Source organism: Nocardia heshunensis, assembly GCF_054782115.1.
In genome coordinates this window covers 207,842-224,915 of sequence record NZ_BAAGTC010000029.1, presented here as the reverse complement: position 1 = coordinate 224,915, position 17,074 = coordinate 207,842, and the positions used below count along the sequence as shown (strand labels likewise).

The following is a 17,074-nucleotide window of genomic DNA, read 5'->3' as shown; positions in this document are numbered from 1 at the left end:
CGTCAGTACTCGGCGCGCAGATGCGTGACGTCGCCCGCGGAGACGGCACGGTCGCCGATGAGCAGGCGGCCGTTCTCGTCGACGCCGGTGGCGACGCCCGTGATCACCTCGCCGCCGGGCAGTTCCGCGCGGACCTCACTGCCGATGGTGGAACAGCGCTCCCGGTAGGCGGCCGACAGCTCGGTGATGTCCCAGTTCACGGCCTCCCAGGCGATGAACCGCCGGGCGAACTCACGCAGCATCGCGGTCACCACGGCGGTGCGATCCGGGGCTTCCACACCCGACAGCACCAGCGAAGTGGCATGCGGCACCGGCAGTTCCGCCTCGGTCAGGCTCACGTTCAGGCCGACGCCCACCACCACCGCCGGATCCTTTCCGACAGCGGCGATCTCGGCGAGGATGCCCGCCAGCTTGCGCCCGTCCACCAGAACGTCATTGGGCCACTTCAGGATTGCCTTCACCCCCGTGGCGGCCCGCACCGCGTCCACCACCGCGACACCGGTCAGCAGCGGCAGCCAGCCCAGCACCGCCGGGTCGATCCCGCGCACCCGCACCAGCAGCGACATCGCGATCTGTGCCCGCGGCGGACCGACCCAGCGCCGGTCGTGCCGCCCGCGACCACTCTCCTGCGACTCCGCGATCAGCACCAGCCGATCGGCCCTCGAATCCGCGGCCCGGGCAACCAGATCCGCATTCGTGGACCCGGTCGACTCCACCACCTCGACGGCCGAGAAGAACCCCAGCTCCCCATCGGTACTGCGGGCCAGCAAGTCAGCATCCAGCGGCGACCTCTCCATCCCCAGCACGCTACTACTCGCCGACCACGCGAAAGGGGCGGGTCCCATAGGACCCGCCCCGGTGCGCGTGCCGCGTCCCCCAACGCGGCCCGCCGTTCAGCAGCCCGCGCCGGCGAGAGCCATGCCCGCGAGAGGCATTCGCGAATACGCGGAGGCGGCAATGCCCGCCATCGCACCGTCGAGTTCGGCGCTGCGGCCGCCGTCGCGCGGGGTGCGCCCGCCGTCGACGCCGGACTCGTCGTCCCCGGTCTCGTGGAAATCGGGGTCGGTCACCGTCGGCTCCGGGTCGCGGAAACGCCAGTTGGTGAACGACGCCGCTGTCGCCCGATCGGATACGTGTCTACTCCAGCTGAACATGACGGCCTCCCCTGGTCGTCGATTTCTGATGCGACTTCAGGGTCCCTCAGAAGGGGTGGCGGGCACGACTGGTTTTCCGGCGCAGGCCAGCATTTCGGCTGGTACAGGCGGTTTTTAGGGGGCAGATCAGTATCCGGACCGGACGGCGGAGGACCGGATCAGGCGTCGACAGGCTCCAAGCCCAGGGCCCCGGCGGTGAAGCGGCGGACGGTCACCAGGCCGTCGTCGAGGGCCTCGGCGTAGCCGTCGCGTGCCCAGCCGGTGACGGTCGCGGTGCCGTCGGCATTGGGCCGGACGCCGATCTCGGCGACCATCTCCGCGGTGGTGGGCACGCACACCGCCCACGAGAAGTGGCTCTCCTGCGCCCATTCGGCGCTGCGCCGGGCCACATAGCCGGGATCGGTGATGCCACCGTCGGCGAGGGCCGGACGGTCGTCGATGCGCTCGTCAGCGCGCAGTGCGCGCAGATACCAACTGCCCGCATTGATCTCGATGGGTTCCATCAGTCCTCCGATCCTCTATCCAGGCGGCGCTGCCGCTTGCTGTCCCGTCGCTCGCCCCGGCCCCGCCGACGCGCATTGTCGCGGCTGCCGAACAGCGCCGCACCGGCCAACGGAATCAACAGGAACACCCACCACTGATGGCTGACGATCGCGATGATCACGCACAGAATGCTGACCACCGGCATCACCCGCTCCGGCCACTGCGAACCGAAACCCGAGGCGCGCCGCGCGGGAACGGGCTTGTCCGCCACCGGGTCCGGCAGATCGCTGAACACCGGCTCCAGATCCCCGCGGGTCATCGCGGCCGCGATCTTCCCGCTGCGGTCATCGAACTCGGCCACGCTCAGCCGCCCCGCGGCGAAGTGATCCGATAGCCGCTTCATCGCATCTTCACGCTCGGCGGTACCGATACGAATCTCGGGAGGTTCAGCCATGCCACGACATTAGCGCGAATGGCCGCCCACCTCGCAGGTGAGCGGCCATTCGCGAATTGCTTTGTCTTACTTGATCTCGGCCAGGACGGTGCCCTGGGTGATGGCGGCGCCCGCCTCCACCGAGAGACCCGTGATGACACCGGCCTTGTGGGCGGTGACCGGGTTCTCCATCTTCATGGCCTCGAGCACCACGACCAGGTCGCCCGCCTCGACGGTCTGCCCCTCTTCGACGGCCACCTTCACGACGGTGCCCTGCATCGGGGCGGTCACGGCGTCACCGGAGGCGGCACCGGCGCCCGCGCCACCACGCTTGCGCGGCTTCGGCTTCTTGCGCACGACACCGTTGCTCGCAGGCGCGGCGCCCGCACCGACCGAGAACTGGCCCGGCAGCGACACTTCCAGACGACGACCGCCGACCTCGACGACCACCTTCTGACGGGGAGCCTCGTCCTCGTCCTCGATCGGGACGGCACCGGCGTAGGGCTCGATGGTGTTGTCCCAGTCGTTCTCGATCCACTTGGTGTAGACGTCGAACTTGGTGCCGTCACCGATGAACGCGGGGTTCTCGACGATGTGGCGGTGGAACGGAAGAACGGTGGCCAGGCCCTCGATCTGGTACTCGGCCAGCGCGCGGGCGGCACGCTGCAGCGCCTGCTCGCGGTTCTCGCCGGTGACGATCAGCTTGGCCAGCATGGAGTCGAACTGGCCGCCGATGACGCTGCCCTCGACCACACCGGAATCCACGCGCACGCCGGGGCCCGTGGGCTCCTTGTAGACGACGACCGGGCCGGGGGCGGGCAGGAAGCCACGACCGGCGTCCTCACCGTTGATGCGGAACTCGAAGGAGTGCCCGCGCGGGGTCGGGTCTTCCTTCACCGACAGCTCGTGGCCCTCGGCAATGCGGAACTGCTGGCGCACCAGGTCGATTCCCGCGGTCTCCTCGGTGACCGGGTGCTCGACCTGCAGGCGGGTGTTCACTTCGAGGAACGAGACGGTCTCACCCTGCACCAGGTACTCCACGGTGCCCGCACCGTAGTAACCGGCCTCGCGGCAGATGCGCTTGGCGGACTCGTGGATCTTGCCGCGCACCGCGTCCGACAGGAACGGCGCGGGAGCCTCTTCGACCAGCTTCTGGAAGCGACGCTGCAGCGAGCAGTCACGGGTACCGGCGACCACGACATTGCCGTGCTTGTCGGCGATGACCTGGGCCTCGACGTGGCGGGCCTTGTCCAGGTACTGCTCCACGAAGCACTCACCGCGACCGAAGGCGGCGATGGCCTCACGGGTGGCGGACTCGAACAGCTCCGGGATCTCCTCGATGGTGTGCGCGACCTTCATGCCGCGACCGCCACCACCGAAGGCGGCCTTGATGGCCACCGGGACGCCGTACTCCTTGGCGAACGCGACGACCTCGTCGGCGTTCTTGACCGGATCCTTGGTGCCCGCGGCCATCGGCGCGTCCGCACGCTGCGCGATGTGCCGCGCGGTGACCTTGTCACCCAGATCGCGGATCGACTGCGGCGACGGCCCGATCCAGATCAGGTTCGCGTCGATCACGGCCTGCGCGAAATCGGCGTTCTCCGAGAGGAAGCCGTAACCCGGGTGGATCGCGTCGGCGCCGGCCTTGGCGGCGGCCTCGAGGATCTTGTCGAACACCAGGTACGACTCGGCCGAGGTCTGACCACCCAGCGCGAACGCCTCATCGGCGAGCTTCACGAACGGCGCGTCCGCGTCGGGCTCCGCGTACACGGCGACGCTGGCGATGCCCGCGTCCTTGGCAGCCCGGATCACGCGCACGGCGATCTCGCCTCGATTGGCTACGAGGACCTTCGTGATCTGCGCGTTGGCATGGTTGGGCACTGAGCCTCCTGTGCTCTGGAACTTTCGTCAGTCGGGATTGTAGGCATCGTGCCAACAATCACCACAAGGGGATAGGGCTACTGGAGAGTAGGCCCGAAGAGTGAGCAATGCGACTCCCGAACCCACTTTTCTAGAACCTGTTCTACCAGATTCGATTCGAACCCTCCCCCGATGAATCACTGGGAGGGGGCTCGAGCGTTACGAGCTTGCCATGTTCACCGGAACGGTGCCGGGTTCTTGCCCGATCACAATAGGCGCGCCGACGGCGTTGGCCCATTCGGTCCAGGAACCGTCGTAATTGCGGACGCCGTGCACACCCAGCAGGTACGTCAGCACGAACCAGGTCAGCGCCGAGCGCTCCCCGATGCGGGAGTAGACCAGCGGCGCGAGCGCGTCCACGACACCCCCGTAGATGACGTCGAGCTCGGCGCGCGGACGGAAGCGGGCATCGGCCCCGACCGCGGAGGTCCACGGGATATTGACCGCGGTGGGAATGTGACCCGCGCGCAGCGCCTGCTCCTCGGGACGGTCCAGCACCACCAATTCACCCGTGTACTCGTCGAATACGCGCGAGTCGATCAGCGCGCCGCCCAGGTGGGTGACCACGTCCTGCCGGAAGGCCCGGGAGGTCTTGTCGTCGCGATCGAGCACCGGGTAGTCGCCGAGCCCGGCCGAGGGCACCTCGAAGGTGGTGTCGCGAGCCTCGGAGATCCAGGCGTCGCGGCCGCCGTCCAGCAGGCGCACGTCCTCATGTCCGAAGAGGGAGAACACCCACAGGGTGGCGGCCGCGGTGCCGTTGGACTTGTCGCCGTAGATGACGACGGTGTCGTCGCGCTCGATGCCCTTGATCCGCATAAGGTTGGCGAAGGCCGCGCCGTCGACGACATCGCGGGTACGAGAATCGATCAGTTCCGAACGCCAGTCGATCTTGATGGCACCCGGGACATGCCCGATGTCGTATAGCAATATGTCTTCGTTGGACTCGATGATCTTGAGTCCCGGCGTGCCGATGTTTGCCGACAGCCACTCTGTGGTTACTAGTCGGTGAGGATGTGCGTAGGAGCCGAAGGATTGATGCGGATCCGGAGCGACGGGCACGTTGTGGTCCTTCACGCGTGGTGGGTTAGGTATTGGCGGTTCGAATCTCAACACCGATCGTAGGCATGGTGTGGTTGCGAAACTCGTTTCAGATCACGAATCGGATGATTGGGCGAATTAAGCGCAGCTTCATCCGATAAAGTCTCTCGAGAGGAGGGGTGAGCTATGTCCGATTCTTGGCCGCGACGGCGACTGCTTGCGATCCTACGTGGCGCCAGCGAGCCTCTCGATGCCCAGGAACTGGCGCGCGTCACCGGACAACATGTGACCACGGTTCGTTTCCATTTAGATGTGCTCACCCGGGAATCGCTGGTCCGCCAATTCCAGCAGCCGCCACGCGGTCGCGGCCGTCCCCGCATCGGCTATACCGCCGTGCAGCGATCGGTCGGTTATCAGGAACTCGCGCAGGTCCTCGCCGACCAGCTGGGCAGCGATCCACGCCGCCGTTCGGATGCCGCCATCTCGGCCGGGCGCACCTGGGGTTCGAAACTCGAGGCGGTGGACCAGCCCATCGAATCGCTCGAGGACGCCAAGGATCTCACCGTCACCCTGATGTCGGAACTCGGCTTCGCCCCCGAACGCGACCACGCCAGCGAGACCGAAGAGTCGGCCCTGATCCGCATGACCGCCTGCCCGCTGCGCGAACTGGCCCGCACCCACTCCGAGGTGGTGTGCGGCGTGCACCTGGGTCTCATGCGAGAGGTGCTGGACCGCAACGGCGGTCGCGAGGCCGTGAATGTGCGCCTGCACCCGTTCGTGGAACCCGAACTGTGCGTGGCCCGCCTGGAACTGCTGCACGGCCGTCCCGGCGACTCCGCGCGCGAGGAGGAACAGCCCGCCGATACCGGCGAGCCCCGATTAGCGCCGTCCACCGGCCGCATCGCACCCCAGTTGCGCACCACGACGGAACCGCAGGTCCGCGCGAGCACCGAGCCGCAATTACGCGCGGTTCCCGACCCACAGCTCCGCAACGCCGACGCCCACCTCGGCAAGCAGTCGACGAACCAGCGGTAGCCCGATCCCGATCACGCTCGACGGATCACCGTCGATGCGGTCCACGAACCAGCCGCCGAGTCCGTCCAGGGTGAAGGAACCGGCCACCTGCAGCGGCTCCCCCGTCGCGATGTAGGCGTCGAGTTCGTCCGGTTCGGGCTTGGCGAAATGCACTGTGGTGGAACTGCAGTCGGTGGCCTCGGCGACGATCTCGCCGTCCCGCAGCCGCAGCACGCTGTGCCCGGTCAGCAGATCCGCGCTGCGCCCGGCCATCTCGGCCCAGCGGGCGCGTGCCACGTCCGGAGTCAGCGGCTTGCCCTGCAGCACGCCGTCCACCAGCAGCATCGAATCGCAGCCCACCACAACGGAATCGGCGAAGGCCGGATCGGCGGCCAGTTGCCCGGCGATTTCGCGTGCCTTGGCCCGCGCCAGTTCGATGACCACCCGGTCCGGCGGGGTGCCCGGCGGCAGCGCCGCGGCGATCGCGTCCTCGTCCACATGGGACACCCGCACCACCGGCTCGACGCCTGCGTTGCGCAGGACGCCGAGCCGGGCGGGAGATTGCGAAGCCAGTACGAAGACGGTCAATGCCGTCAGTCGCGCAGGTGCGAGAGCGCCGGGAACGCGTAGGGAGAGAAGGGCGAAGAGCCGCGGTGCGACAGGGTCGGGCGACCCCAGTTGTCAGCGGGGCCGTTATCGGCCACTGCGCCATTGCCGTTCGCCGACGCGGCAGCGAACACGGCGATCAGGGCGGCGAGTTCGAGATCGGTCGGGTTGCCCTTCAGGACCCGGATGACCGGCTCGGCACTCGACGGCTCGATCTCAACGACGGCCTTTTCGACAGCGCCCGCAAGTTCATCGACACCGGCTAGATCCAGTTCGGCGGCGCGCAGTACTTCTTCATCGGCCATGGTCGTCACAGCGCCAGTCCTCCTGTCCGTGTGCCGCAGGGTATGCGGCTCGCTTGTGGCCCGAGTGTGTTTCGGTGGACCGCAAACGGTATTCGATACAACCCTCGTGAAGGAGGGTCATTCCAAAACATCATTGCTCGGATGAGGCGATCGTGCGCGGTACGAGTCATCGTCCTGATGCCCAGTGTGCGCCCCATACCGCGCATATCGCATCTTCAGAGCGGAATGTTGCCGTGCTTCTTGGGCGGCAGCGAGACCATCTTGCGCTCCAGCAGTCGCAACGCCGAAACGATCTGGCCGCGGGTGTGCGACGGCGGGATGACCGCGTCGACGTAACCGCGCTCGGCCGCCACGTACGGGTTGACGAGGGTGTCCTCGTACTCGTTCTGCAGCTCGAGGCGCAGGGCGTCGACGTCGTTGCCCTCGGCGGCGGCGGTCTGCAGCTGCTTGCGGTAGACGAAACCGACCGCTCCGGACGCACCCATGACCGCGATCTGCGCGGTCGGCCACGCCAGGTTCACATCGGCACCCATGTGCTTGGAACCCATGACGTCGTACGCGCCGCCGTAGGCCTTGCGGGTGATGATTGTGATCTTGCCCACAGTGGCCTCACCGTAGGCGTAGAGCAGCTTGGCGCCGCGGCGGATGATGCCGTTGTACTCCTGGCCGGTACCGGGCAGGAAGCCGGGCACGTCGACCAGGGTGATGATCGGGACGTTGAAGGCGTCGCAGGTGCGCACGAAACGCGCGGCCTTCTCCGAGGCGTCGATGTCCAGGCAGCCCGCGAACTGCGAGGGCTGGTTGGCCACGAAACCCACACTGCGACCGTCGATGCGGGCGAAGCCGACGATCACGTTCATCGCGCGCTCGGCCTGGACCTCGAGGAACTCCTCGTCGTCCACCAGGCGCTTGATGACCTCGTGCATGTCGTAGGGCTGGTTCGGGGAGTCCGGGACGATGGTGTCCAGCTCGAGGTCGGCCTCGGTGAGGTTCTCCTCGATGGCGCCCGCGGCGGCGGTGGCCGGGAAACGCGGGGCCTCGGCGCGGTTGTTGCTGGGCAGGTAGCTCAGCAGATCGCGGACGTAGTCGAGGGCGTCCTGCTCGCCGGAGGCGACGTAGTGCGCGACACCGGACTTGACCATGTGGGTGTGGGCGCCGCCCAGCTCCTCCATGGTGACTTCTTCACCGGTGACGGTCTTGATGACGTCCGGGCCGGTGACGAACATCTGCGAGGTCTGGTCGACCATGACCACGAAGTCGGTCAGCGCGGGCGAGTAGACGTGGCCACCCGCGGCCGGGCCCATGATCAGCGAGATCTGCGGGATCACGCCGGAGGCCTGGATGTTGCGGTGGAAGATCTCGCCGTAAAGGCCCAGGGAGACAACGCCTTCCTGGATGCGCGCGCCGGCGCCCTCGTTGATGCCGACCAGCGGGCGACCGGTCTTGAGCGCCAGGTCCATGACCTTGACGATCTTCTCGCCGTACACCTCGCCGAGGGAGCCACCGAAGACGGTGACGTCCTGGGAGAAGATGCAGACGTCGCGGCCGTCGATGGTGCCGTAGCCGGTGACCACGCCGTCGCCGAGCGGACGCTGGTTCTCCAGGCCGAAATTCACGCTGCGGTGCCGCGCCAGGGCGTCGAGCTCGACGAAGGAACCCTCGTCCAGCAGGGCGAGGATGCGCTCGCGCGCGGTCATCTTGCCCTTGGCGTGCACCTTGTCGACCGCGGCCTCACCCATCGGGTGCTTGGCCTCTTCCAGCCGATTGCGCAGGTCAGCCAGCTTGCCGGCGGTGGTGTGGATATCGGGGGCACCTGCCGAACCCGGCGAAGGCTGCTGCTGGACACTCGTCATGACGGGGAGTGTAACCAGTACCAGACGCCCTTCGTAATCCAACCGGGCCTACTCATGAGTAGAGTTATTGACTACCCGCCAGTAAAAAGCCGCAGGTAGACCGGGGGATTCGGGTTCGCGCGCGGCGTAACCCGAACGATGTTCAATGGTGGAATCCCCCAGTCATCCAAGCAAGCTTTTGGGCAGGTCCACACTCGCCGGTTTCGCCGGAAAGAACGCCGGTCAGCGCATGACTCCCGTGTGCCCGGTCGAGTAGCGACCCGGCTGCGGCCAGATGGTCAGACCGTGCGCGCCCCGACCGACGGGGATGCGGGCGAGCAGCTTCCAGTCGACGATGTCGATGGCGTAGACCTCGCTGTGATTGCGGCCCGAGACCCAGAAGACGCGGCCGTCGGCGGAGAGATTTCCCATATCCGGACTGCCGCCGCCGGGGATGTGCCACTTGCTGACGAGTTGACCCGCCGCGAAGTCCCAGACCGAGATGCTGCCCTCACCGCGATTGGTGATGAGCATTTGTTTGGAGTCGCGGGTGATGTACAGGCCGTGGGTGCCGCCGCCGGTCTCCAGGAAGCCGGTGTTGTCGAAGGTTTTCGCGTCGAAGACGTAGACGCCGTCGGCCATCATGTCGGCCACGAAGAAGGTGCGGCCGTCGGGTGAGAGCTTCACGTCCTGCGGCATGCCGCCGCGTCCGCCGGGCAGATCGATCATGCGCTGCAACGACATTCCCGCAATGTCGACCACGGCCATGCGGCCGCTGAACTCACAGCTGACCAGGGCGGTGCGCCCGTCGGCGGTGAAGTCCATGTGGTTGACGCCGGGACAGTCGGGGACGGCGATGTCGTGCAGTTTCTCCCAGCTGTGCGGGTCGTAGAAGTCCAGCGAGCGGTCGGCCTCGGCGACCACCAGGGCGTATTTGCCGTCCGGGGTGAAGTACATGTTGTACGGATCGCGCACCGGAATCGGGTCGCCCGGTTGGCCGGTGCGCGGATCGATGGGCAGCAGGCTGCCGCTGCCGATGGGGAGATCATTGTTGGCGTAGAGCATCTGCAGGTCGTAGGACGGGACGACATGCTGGGGTTCGCGGCCGCCGGCCGGGTAGGTGTCGATGATCTGGAAGCTGTCCGGGTCGATGACGGTGATGGTGTCGGATTCGCTGTTGGGGACGTAGACGCGGGTGGGCTGGCCCGCCACGGCGGGACTGAGTTGACGGGTGGCGGCGTAGACGTCGGTGGCCGAGAGCGGGGGCGGCATGCCGGGTAGCAGGTTCGGCACGACCGCCGCCGCGGGGACCGCGCCCGGGGGCTCGGCCGAGGGTGTGGTGGAGCGCTGCGCGGGCCCGGTTTCGGAACTCGAGCAACCGGCCAGCATCACTATCGAGAGGATCAGACCCAGACGTGCACGGCGCGCGATCACAGGGCGCACCGTGCCATGACGGCATTGCGGTGAGCTGACATGATGTCGAATAGTAGGCGGCGACATGGAGTTTCACGGCGCGTTGACGGAGTGTCTCACCGCGCCACGCGCTTCGGTCATTAGCCACTATTGGGAAATATTGGGCAACCCGGACCAATCCGGTCCGGGTTGCGGCTCAACCCAATACGCGCTCGAGGGCGTCGACGGCCTCATCCAGCTCCGCCCTGGTTACCGTCAGCGGCGGCCGGAAACGGATCCCACGCTCCCCGGTCCCGAGGATCAGGATGTGCTCCTCCTCGCGCAGCCGGTTCACCACCTCGTTGCGCCGCTCCGCCGTCGCCAGCGTGATCGCGCACATCAGTCCGCGACCGCGCGGGTCGGTGACTTCCGCATGGGCAGTGGACAATTCAGTCAAACGACCGAGCAGGTGCGGGCCGAGTTCCCGCGCGCGATCCACCAGACCCTCGTGCTCCATCACCTCGAAGATGCGCCGGGCTCGGACCATATCGGCGAGATTGCCGCCCCAGGTGGAGTTCAGCCGCGAGCTGACGTGGAAGACGTTGTCGGGCACCTCGTCCACCCGGCCGCCCGCCATGATCCCGCACACCTGGGTCTTCTTGCCGAAGGCGACCACGTCGGGTTCCAGACCGAGCTGCCGATAGGCCCACGTGCTGCCGGTCATGCCGACACCGGTCTGCACCTCGTCGAGGATGAACAGGGCGTCGTTGTCATGGCAGAGCTGCTGCACGGCGCGCAGGAATTCCGGCCGCAGGTGCCGGTCGCCGCCCTCGCCCTGAATCGGTTCGGCAATGAAACACGCTATGTCGTGCGGGTTTTCGGCGAAGGCACGGCGGGCCTGCTCGAGGGCATGCGCCTCGGCGGCCTCGATATCGGGGTGATCGGGTCCGACGTACGGGGTGTCGATGCGCGGCCAGTCGAACTTCGGGAAGCGGGCCGTCTTGACCGGATCGGTATTGGTGAGCGAGAGCGTGTAGCCGGTGCGGCCGTGGAACGCTCCGGTCAGATGCAGCACCTTGGTGCCGAGTTCCGGTGCGCGCCCGTGCATCTCGTTGTGCCGCGACTTCCAGTCGAAGGCGGCCTTGAGGGCGTTCTCGACGGCGAGCCCGCCGCCGTCGATGAAGAACAGGTGCGGTAGCCGCGGGTCGCCCAGCACGCGCGCGAAAGTGTCGACGAAGCGCGCCATTTCGACGGTGTAGACGTCGGAGTTACTGGGTTTGTTGAGGGCCGCGGCGGTGAGGTTGGCCAGGAAGGGCCGGTCGCCCAGCAGGGCGGGATGGTTCATGCCGAGCGCGGAGGAGGCGAAGAACCCGAACATGTCGAGGTACGCGGTGCCGTCGCGGGCGTCGACGAGGCGTCGTCCACGCGATTTTCGTAGGTCCAGAACCAGGTCGAAGCCGTCGGCGAGAATGCTCGCGGACAGGATGTCATGCACCCGGGCGGGGGTGACGAGAGTGGTTTCGGCGGCCGCCCCGAGCCGATCGAGTTCGAGGGTCACACCACCCAGCGTAAATGAATATTTACGGCTGGGCCCGTAAATCCCGGAAGTATTCCTCCCGTAACCGGGCCGTCACCCGAATGTCTGCGGCCGACTTGGCCCGGCTCGCAGACTACTTGTCATAGAATGTCTGCAGGATGATCGTGCTCCGCGTGCGGACATTGGCCGTCGCGCGGATCTCCTGCAGCAGTTGTTCCAGGTGCCTGGGCGAGGCCACCCGCACCATCAGCATGTAGCTCTCGTCACCGGCCACCGAATGACAAGCCTCGATGCCCGGAATGTGCTGCAGCAGTGCGGGCGCGTCATCGGGCTGCGACGGATCGAGAGGAGTGATCGCGACGAATGCCGACAGCATCTGCCCCAACGCTTCGGGATCGACGTTCGCCGTGTAGCCGCGGATCACGCCGCGCGCCTCCAACCGCCGCACCCGCGATTGCACGGCGGACACCGAAAGGTTCGCCTTCTCCGCCAGATTGGACAGGGTGGCGCGACCATCGGCAATCAGCTCACGGATCAGCAGTCGATCGATGTCGTCGAGTTGTGGTTTCGCCGGTGTATCCGCCATCAGCGAAGGCTAACGCAGCGAACCGAACTCGGTGACGGAACCCAACCTGGAGCATGTAATGAGTCACGCACTGACCGCCCCGGCCACCCGTGAGCTCCGTGAGCGCGCGGACAACATTCTGCGACGCCTCGGTGTCGAATCGCCCGAACCGGGTGAACTTCCGGCGCGCACCCCCATCACCGGCAACGAGCTGCTCACCTTGCGCGCCAGCACAACCGCGGAGGTGGACGCCGCTATCGCCCGGGCGGACGCCGCCTTCCGCGGGTGGCGCACCGTGCCCGCGCCGCAGCGCGCCGCGGTGGTGCGGCGGCTGTCCGCGCTGCTCACCGAACATCTCGATGATCTGGGCGAATTGGTCACGCTGGAGGCGGGCAAGATCGGCCCGGAGGCGCGCGGCGAGGTCCAGGAGATGATCGATGTCTGCGAGTTCGCCATCGGGCTCTCGCGGCAGTTGTACGGGCGGACCATGCCTTCGGAGCGGCCGGGGCACCGGCTGATGGAGACCTGGCATCCGCTCGGCGTGGTCGGGGTGATCTCGGCGTTCAACTTCCCGGTCGCGGTGTGGGCGTGGAATACCGCCATCGCGCTGGTGTGCGGCGACACCGTGGTGTGGAAGCCGTCGGAGATGACGCCGTTGACCGCGTTGGCCTGTCACGGGCTACTACGCCGGGCGGCCTTGGAGGTGGGCGCGGATCCCGAAGTGCACCAACTGATTCAGGGTGCGGCGGCGGTCGGCGAGCAGTTGGTGGACGATCCGCGGGTGGCGCTGGTGAGCGCGACCGGATCGGTGCGGATGGGGCAGCGGGTCGCGCCGCGGGTGGCGGCCAGGTTCGGGCGTTGCCTGCTGGAGCTGGGTGGCAATAATGCGGCCATTGTCACACCGTCGGCGGATCTGGAATTGGCCACGCGGGGCATCGTTTTCGCGGCGGCGGGCACGGCCGGACAGCGCTGCACGTCGCTGCGGCGGCTGATCACGCACGTGGATGTCGCAGGGCCACTGCTGGATCGGATTTCTGCTGCGTATCGGCAACTGCGCGTGGGTAATCCGTTCGAGGAAGGCGTTCTCGTCGGGCCGCTCGTCAATGCGCGGGCCTACGAGGGCATGCGGGCGGCGCTGGATCGCGCGCTGGCCGACGGTGGCGAATTGGTCTGCGGTGGCGAGCGTATCGAGGGGCCGGGCGAGGACGCCTTCTACGTCCGCCCGGCCATCGTGCGCATGCCCGCACAGACCGCGGTGGTGCGGGAGGAGACCTTCGCGCCGATCCTCTACGTGCTCACCTACCACGACCTGGAGGCCGCGATCGAGCTGCACAATGCGGTGCCGCAAGGGCTTTCGTCGTCGATCTTCACGCAGAACCAGCGCGAGGCGGAACGGTTCCTGGCCGCGGACGGGTCTGACTGCGGCATCGCGAATGTGAACATCGGCACCTCGGGAGCCGAGATCGGCGGTGCGTTCGGCGGTGAGAAGCAGACGGGTGGCGGCCGTGAATCCGGCTCGGATTCGTGGAAGGCGTATATGCGCCGGGCCACCAACACCGTCAACTACTCCACCGAACTGCCGCTGGCACAAGGCATTCGGTTCGAGTAGACACCCCTGCGGCCTACTCGAACCGGCGGTGTTCAGGACTCGTCGTCCTCGGCGGTGATGGCCCGCACCTGCGCCTCGTACTGCGAGCGGACCTTCTCGTCGGCGGGGTGCAGGGCCCGGTCGGCGTTGAGGGCCTTGCGCACCAGGCGCATGGCGGGCTCCGGGGCGGCCGCGATGGCGACGTCGAGCCCGCCCAGGTAGTTCGGGACCGCGACCTCGGCGCGACGGGTGCGCACGGTGCCGACAACTGCCGCGGCGACGTCCTCGGGGTCGACGGTCGGCATGCCGCCGCCCAGGGACAGGCCCGAGGACAGGCGGGTGCGCACGGCCGAGGGCATGACGCAGCTGACGCTGACCCCGTGCGGCGCGAACTCCAAACGCGTTGCGGCGGAGAGGCCGACGGCGGCGAACTTGCTGGCGTTGTAGACCGCCAGACCGGCGACCGGGAGCTTGCCCGCCAGCGAGGCCACGTTCACCACGTGGCCGTGGCCGCGGTCGATCATGCCGGGGACGACGGCGCGCATGCCGTGGATGAGGCCCCACACATTGACGTCGATGGTGGTGTGCCCCACCGCGTCCGGCTCGTCGAGGAAGGCGCCGGCGGGCATCACGCCCGCATTGTTGACCAGAATGTCGATGCGGCCGAAGTCGGCGACGACCTTGTCCCACTGGTCGCGCTTGCGCACGTCGAGCTCGAAAGCCTTGGCCCCCAACGCGGCCGCGGCAGCCTGGGCGGCGGCGGTGTCCACATCGGCGATGGCCACCTCCGCGCCCTTGCTCGCGAAGAGTTCCGCCGTGCACTGCCCGATGCCGCGACCCGCACCGGTGATCAGTACCCGGGCGCCCCGCAGATCGATGGCGGGATAGTTGTTTCCGAAGATGCTCACGCGAATGCTCCCTGCTCGACCCGGCGGCGGATGCTGACCAGGCTGTGTTCGAAGGTGTCGAGACGGCGGCGGCCGTCCATGAAGTTGGGGCCCATGACGGCCAGGTCCTCGGCGGTGGCGTCGATGCGCAGCACCTTGACGCCGGTGGCGCGCAGCAGCGCGACCTCGGCATCGAGCTTCTCGCTCATGCGGTTTCGCAGCTGGCGTTCGAGGAAGTGGCCCGCGCCGGTGGCGGGCAGGCGGCCGGTGGAGGCCATGGGGGCGATCACCACGACCTCGTCGAGGTTGGCGGGGATGAGCAGATCGGCCGATGCGGTGGAGGCTGCGCCGCCGTCGACGAAGCGGCGGCCGGCGATCTCGACGGCCGGGAACCAGCCGGGGATGGCCCACGAGGCCCGCAGTGCCGCACCGATATTCGCGTCCGGAGCCGACGGCGCGCCGAAGGGCACCCGCTCGCCGGTGGCATTGTCCATGGCCACCAGCCAGGTGGCGGGGTGCTGCACCCAGTCACGGCCGGGGTTGAGGCGCTGCGCCAGGCGTTGTAGCCAGGCCGGGTCGCCGGTCCCCTGCGGCAGCAGCCCGCTGCCCGCGGTGAGCAGGGCATGGCCGTTTCCCGGGCGGGCCAGCAGTTCTCGGGCGGCACGGGCGGGTGCGCCGAGGCGCGGGCGGGGCAGCGGCGGGAATCGCGGTGGCTCCGAGCGCATGTGGTCGCTGAGGATCGGGTCGGTGGCGGTGCCGCGCTGCATGGCGATCAGGTCGTCGACACCGATGCCGCTGCCCAGCATGGTGAGCGTTTCCGCGCCGGCCGAGGTGCCGATCATGGCGTCGGCGGTGCGCGGATCCCAGTCCAGTACGTCCCGCGCCGCGGCCAGCGCGGCGACGATCCAGGCCATGCCGACGGTGCCGCCGCAGCCGATGGCGAGGCCACGTCGCTGTGACCTGTTCCCGTTACTCATGGTTTCGAACACTAGCAGTATTCACATACCGGCGGTATCCCAAATCTTTCAGTACATAGAATCGTGGCCATGGCACGACTCACCCGGCCCGAGAGCCAGGCCCGCACCCGCGCCGACCTGCTCGCCACCGCCCGCGAGATGTTCCTGCGGGACGGCTACGCCAAGACCAGCCTGGAACGGGTCGCGGAGGAGGCCGGGTACTCCAAGGGCGCGGTGTACTCGAATTTCAAGACCAAGTCCGCGTTGTGCCTCGAGGTGCTCGGGCTCATCCACGAGACCAAGTTCTCCGAACTGAGCACGCTGCTCGGCGGTGAGGACCCCCTGGAAGATCGGATGGAACGCTTCCAGGGCTGGGCCGAGCGCACGCTCGGCGACGTCGGCTGGACGCTGCTGGAATTCGAATTCGCCATCGTGGCCCGCGACGACGCCGAGCTGCAGGCCGCGCTGGTGTCGAGCCTCGGCATGATGCGCGGGGCCGCGGCCGCCCAACTGGAGGTGCTGGCCGATTCCATGGGCGTGGTGCTGCCGATGTCGGCCGAGGACTCGGCCACCACGATCCTGAGTCTCGGTCTGGGCCTGGGCATTCAGCGCGCCCTGGACCCCGGCATCTCCGCCGGGCTGATCACCGATGCGGTGCGGGCCATGCTGGCCGCGGCCCGACCGGTCAGCGGAAGTTGAGCGTCCACTCGCCGCGATAGTGCAGGCGGGTGACGCTGATCGGGGGAACGTCGATGCGCCAGAACGACTTCGCGGGTGCGTCGAGGGTGACCAGCAGCGCGGCGCGGATGACGGCCGGGTGCGTGATGGCGATGGTGGGCTCACCGTCGAGGGCGATGTCGGCGAGCCATTCGCCGGTGCGCTCGATGACATCGACCACGGCCTCGCCACCGTGGCCGCGGTAGGCCGGATCGGTGAGCCAGAGGTAGAGGTCCTCCTTGGGGACGGACATGAGCTCGCCGCCGCGCCAGGCGCCCGCGTCCAGATCGCGTAGTCGGTCGTCCTCGTCGCCCATGAGTCCCATCAGGGTGGCGGTCTCGACGGTGCGGCGCTCGGGTGCGGTGACGACCCGGGCCGCGCTCAGTCGACCACAGGCGGTGGCCGAGCGGCGGCCCGCTTCAGTGAGTGGTTCATCGACCGGAAATCGTGCTTTGCGCATCGCCTCTGTCATGCCGTGACTGACAAGATCGAGTCGGAGCACCTTCTGCACGGACGGAAGCCTACGCGCGGCTCCCAGGGGCGTAACCCGATTGCTTGGTCTTCGCTCACCCCCCTGAACCCGGAAAACGGACATGCGGGGAGAACCGACCGATAGGGGCAGGGTGGCCCGGTCTGTCGGTGGGCGG

The 17,074-nt window shown here is 67.8% G+C and carries 18 protein-coding genes; 3 read left to right on the top strand and 15 right to left on the bottom strand.

Going from position 1 to position 17,074, the window contains the following annotated elements:
- Positions 1-2: 2 nt before the first annotated feature.
- From ACYVN4_RS43495 to ACYVN4_RS43470, 6 genes are all read right to left on the bottom strand, one after another.
- Positions 3-797, bottom strand: a complete 795-nt coding sequence (locus ACYVN4_RS43495) for a biotin--[acetyl-CoA-carboxylase] ligase (protein ID WP_460729856.1) — start codon at positions 795-797, stop codon at positions 3-5.
- A 96-nt stretch (positions 798-893) separates the two neighbouring features.
- Entirely contained in the window at positions 894-1,154 is a 261-nt protein-coding gene (locus ACYVN4_RS43490; RefSeq protein WP_460729854.1) for a hypothetical protein, read from the bottom strand.
- A gap of 158 nt (positions 1,155-1,312) precedes the next feature.
- The gene (locus ACYVN4_RS43485; RefSeq protein WP_460729852.1) at positions 1,313-1,657 is read right to left on the bottom strand and encodes a hypothetical protein; all 345 of its coding nucleotides are present in this window, start codon (positions 1,655-1,657) and stop codon (positions 1,313-1,315) included.
- A complete protein-coding gene (locus tag ACYVN4_RS43480) occupies positions 1,657-2,091 on the bottom strand; it encodes a DUF1707 SHOCT-like domain-containing protein (protein WP_460729850.1) in 435 nt (144 codons plus the stop codon). Before ACYVN4_RS43480 ends, ACYVN4_RS43485 begins: the two co-directional genes overlap by 1 nt.
- A 66-nt stretch (positions 2,092-2,157) precedes the next feature.
- The gene (locus tag ACYVN4_RS43475; RefSeq protein ID WP_460729848.1) at positions 2,158-3,951 is read right to left on the bottom strand and encodes an acetyl/propionyl/methylcrotonyl-CoA carboxylase subunit alpha; all 1,794 of its coding nucleotides are present in this window, start codon (positions 3,949-3,951) and stop codon (positions 2,158-2,160) included.
- 198 nt (positions 3,952-4,149) lie between these two features.
- Positions 4,150-5,049 carry a sulfurtransferase gene (locus tag ACYVN4_RS43470; protein ID WP_460729846.1) on the bottom strand — a complete coding sequence of 300 codons (900 nt, stop codon included), beginning with the start codon at positions 5,047-5,049 and terminating at the stop codon, positions 4,150-4,152.
- A 165-nt stretch (positions 5,050-5,214) separates the two neighbouring features.
- Between ACYVN4_RS43470 and ACYVN4_RS43465 the strand changes: the two genes are divergently transcribed.
- A complete protein-coding gene (locus tag ACYVN4_RS43465; protein ID WP_460729844.1) occupies positions 5,215-6,063 on the top strand; it encodes a helix-turn-helix transcriptional regulator in 849 nt (282 codons plus the stop codon).
- On the opposite strand, the gene ACYVN4_RS43460 is transcribed toward ACYVN4_RS43465, so the two are convergent.
- The 6 genes from ACYVN4_RS43460 to ACYVN4_RS43435 all read right to left on the bottom strand — a co-directional run bounded on the left by ACYVN4_RS43460 (position 5,989) and on the right by ACYVN4_RS43435 (position 12,300).
- Positions 5,989-6,630, bottom strand: coding sequence for a Maf family protein (locus tag ACYVN4_RS43460; RefSeq protein ID WP_460729842.1), 642 nt, complete (start codon positions 6,628-6,630; stop codon positions 5,989-5,991). The genes ACYVN4_RS43465 and ACYVN4_RS43460 overlap by 75 nt on opposite strands.
- A 5-nt stretch (positions 6,631-6,635) precedes the next feature.
- Positions 6,636-6,953 carry an acyl-CoA carboxylase subunit epsilon gene (locus tag ACYVN4_RS43455; protein ID WP_460730068.1) on the bottom strand — a complete coding sequence of 106 codons (318 nt, stop codon included), beginning with the start codon at positions 6,951-6,953 and terminating at the stop codon, positions 6,636-6,638.
- 215 nt (positions 6,954-7,168) lie between these two features.
- Positions 7,169-8,806: an acyl-CoA carboxylase subunit beta gene (locus tag ACYVN4_RS43450; RefSeq protein WP_379394913.1), complete on the bottom strand. Its 1,638-nt coding sequence runs from the start codon at positions 8,804-8,806 to the stop codon at positions 7,169-7,171.
- A 222-nt stretch (positions 8,807-9,028) separates the two neighbouring features.
- Positions 9,029-10,219 carry a YVTN family beta-propeller repeat protein gene (locus ACYVN4_RS43445; protein ID WP_460729839.1) on the bottom strand — a complete coding sequence of 397 codons (1,191 nt, stop codon included), beginning with the start codon at positions 10,217-10,219 and terminating at the stop codon, positions 9,029-9,031.
- A gap of 175 nt (positions 10,220-10,394) precedes the next feature.
- Complete coding sequence (gene lat, locus ACYVN4_RS43440; RefSeq protein WP_460729837.1) at positions 10,395-11,735, bottom strand: L-lysine 6-transaminase; 1,341 nt, start codon at positions 11,733-11,735, stop codon at positions 10,395-10,397.
- Positions 11,736-11,847: 112 nt separating this feature from the next.
- Complete coding sequence (locus tag ACYVN4_RS43435; RefSeq protein WP_120737141.1) at positions 11,848-12,300, bottom strand: Lrp/AsnC family transcriptional regulator; 453 nt, start codon at positions 12,298-12,300, stop codon at positions 11,848-11,850.
- Positions 12,301-12,370: 70 nt separating this feature from the next.
- Here ACYVN4_RS43435 and amaB point away from each other — a divergent pair, with 70 nt between their 5' ends.
- Positions 12,371-13,888: an L-piperidine-6-carboxylate dehydrogenase gene (amaB, locus tag ACYVN4_RS43430; RefSeq protein WP_460730066.1), complete on the top strand. Its 1,518-nt coding sequence runs from the start codon at positions 12,371-12,373 to the stop codon at positions 13,886-13,888.
- Positions 13,889-13,920: 32 nt separating this feature from the next.
- On the opposite strand, the gene ACYVN4_RS43425 is transcribed toward amaB, so the two are convergent.
- Positions 13,921-14,775, bottom strand: a complete 855-nt coding sequence (locus ACYVN4_RS43425) for an SDR family oxidoreductase (protein ID WP_460729835.1) — start codon at positions 14,773-14,775, stop codon at positions 13,921-13,923.
- Positions 14,772-15,731 (bottom strand): patatin-like phospholipase family protein, encoded by a 960-nt coding sequence (locus ACYVN4_RS43420; RefSeq protein ID WP_460729833.1) that lies wholly within the window; start codon positions 15,729-15,731, stop codon positions 14,772-14,774. The genes ACYVN4_RS43425 and ACYVN4_RS43420 overlap by 4 nt, the downstream gene beginning before the upstream one ends.
- 69 nt (positions 15,732-15,800) lie before the next feature.
- Here ACYVN4_RS43420 and ACYVN4_RS43415 point away from each other — a divergent pair, with 69 nt between their 5' ends.
- Positions 15,801-16,409, top strand: a complete 609-nt coding sequence (locus tag ACYVN4_RS43415; RefSeq protein ID WP_460729831.1) for a TetR/AcrR family transcriptional regulator — start codon at positions 15,801-15,803, stop codon at positions 16,407-16,409.
- Here ACYVN4_RS43415 and ACYVN4_RS43410 read toward each other — a convergent pair.
- Positions 16,396-16,938: a histidine phosphatase family protein gene (locus tag ACYVN4_RS43410; protein ID WP_460729829.1), complete on the bottom strand. Its 543-nt coding sequence runs from the start codon at positions 16,936-16,938 to the stop codon at positions 16,396-16,398. The two genes, ACYVN4_RS43415 and ACYVN4_RS43410, sit on opposite strands and share 14 nt — an antisense overlap.
- Between the last annotated feature and the right edge of the window lie 136 nt (positions 16,939-17,074).

What these genes read in the sequence shown, in the direction of transcription:
- ACYVN4_RS43435 (WP_120737141.1), bottom strand. Translation starts at nt 12,300, where the DNA reads ATGGCGGATACACCGGCGAAACCACAACTCGACGACATCGATCGACTG.
- ACYVN4_RS43415 (WP_460729831.1), top strand. Translation starts at nt 15,801, where the DNA reads ATGGCACGACTCACCCGGCCCGAGAGCCAGGCCCGCACCCGCGCCGAC.
- ACYVN4_RS43480 (WP_460729850.1), bottom strand. Translation starts at nt 2,091, where the DNA reads ATGGCTGAACCTCCCGAGATTCGTATCGGTACCGCCGAGCGTGAAGAT.
- ACYVN4_RS43485 (WP_460729852.1), bottom strand. Translation starts at nt 1,657, where the DNA reads ATGGAACCCATCGAGATCAATGCGGGCAGTTGGTATCTGCGCGCACTG.
- ACYVN4_RS43495 (WP_460729856.1), bottom strand. Translation starts at nt 797, where the DNA reads ATGGAGAGGTCGCCGCTGGATGCTGACTTGCTGGCCCGCAGTACCGAT.
- ACYVN4_RS43420 (WP_460729833.1), bottom strand. Translation starts at nt 15,731, where the DNA reads ATGAGTAACGGGAACAGGTCACAGCGACGTGGCCTCGCCATCGGCTGC.
- ACYVN4_RS43450 (WP_379394913.1), bottom strand. Translation starts at nt 8,806, where the DNA reads ATGACGAGTGTCCAGCAGCAGCCTTCGCCGGGTTCGGCAGGTGCCCCC.
- ACYVN4_RS43465 (WP_460729844.1), top strand. Translation starts at nt 5,215, where the DNA reads ATGTCCGATTCTTGGCCGCGACGGCGACTGCTTGCGATCCTACGTGGC.
- ACYVN4_RS43455 (WP_460730068.1), bottom strand. Translation starts at nt 6,953, where the DNA reads ATGGCCGATGAAGAAGTACTGCGCGCCGCCGAACTGGATCTAGCCGGT.
- ACYVN4_RS43490 (WP_460729854.1), bottom strand. Translation starts at nt 1,154, where the DNA reads ATGTTCAGCTGGAGTAGACACGTATCCGATCGGGCGACAGCGGCGTCG.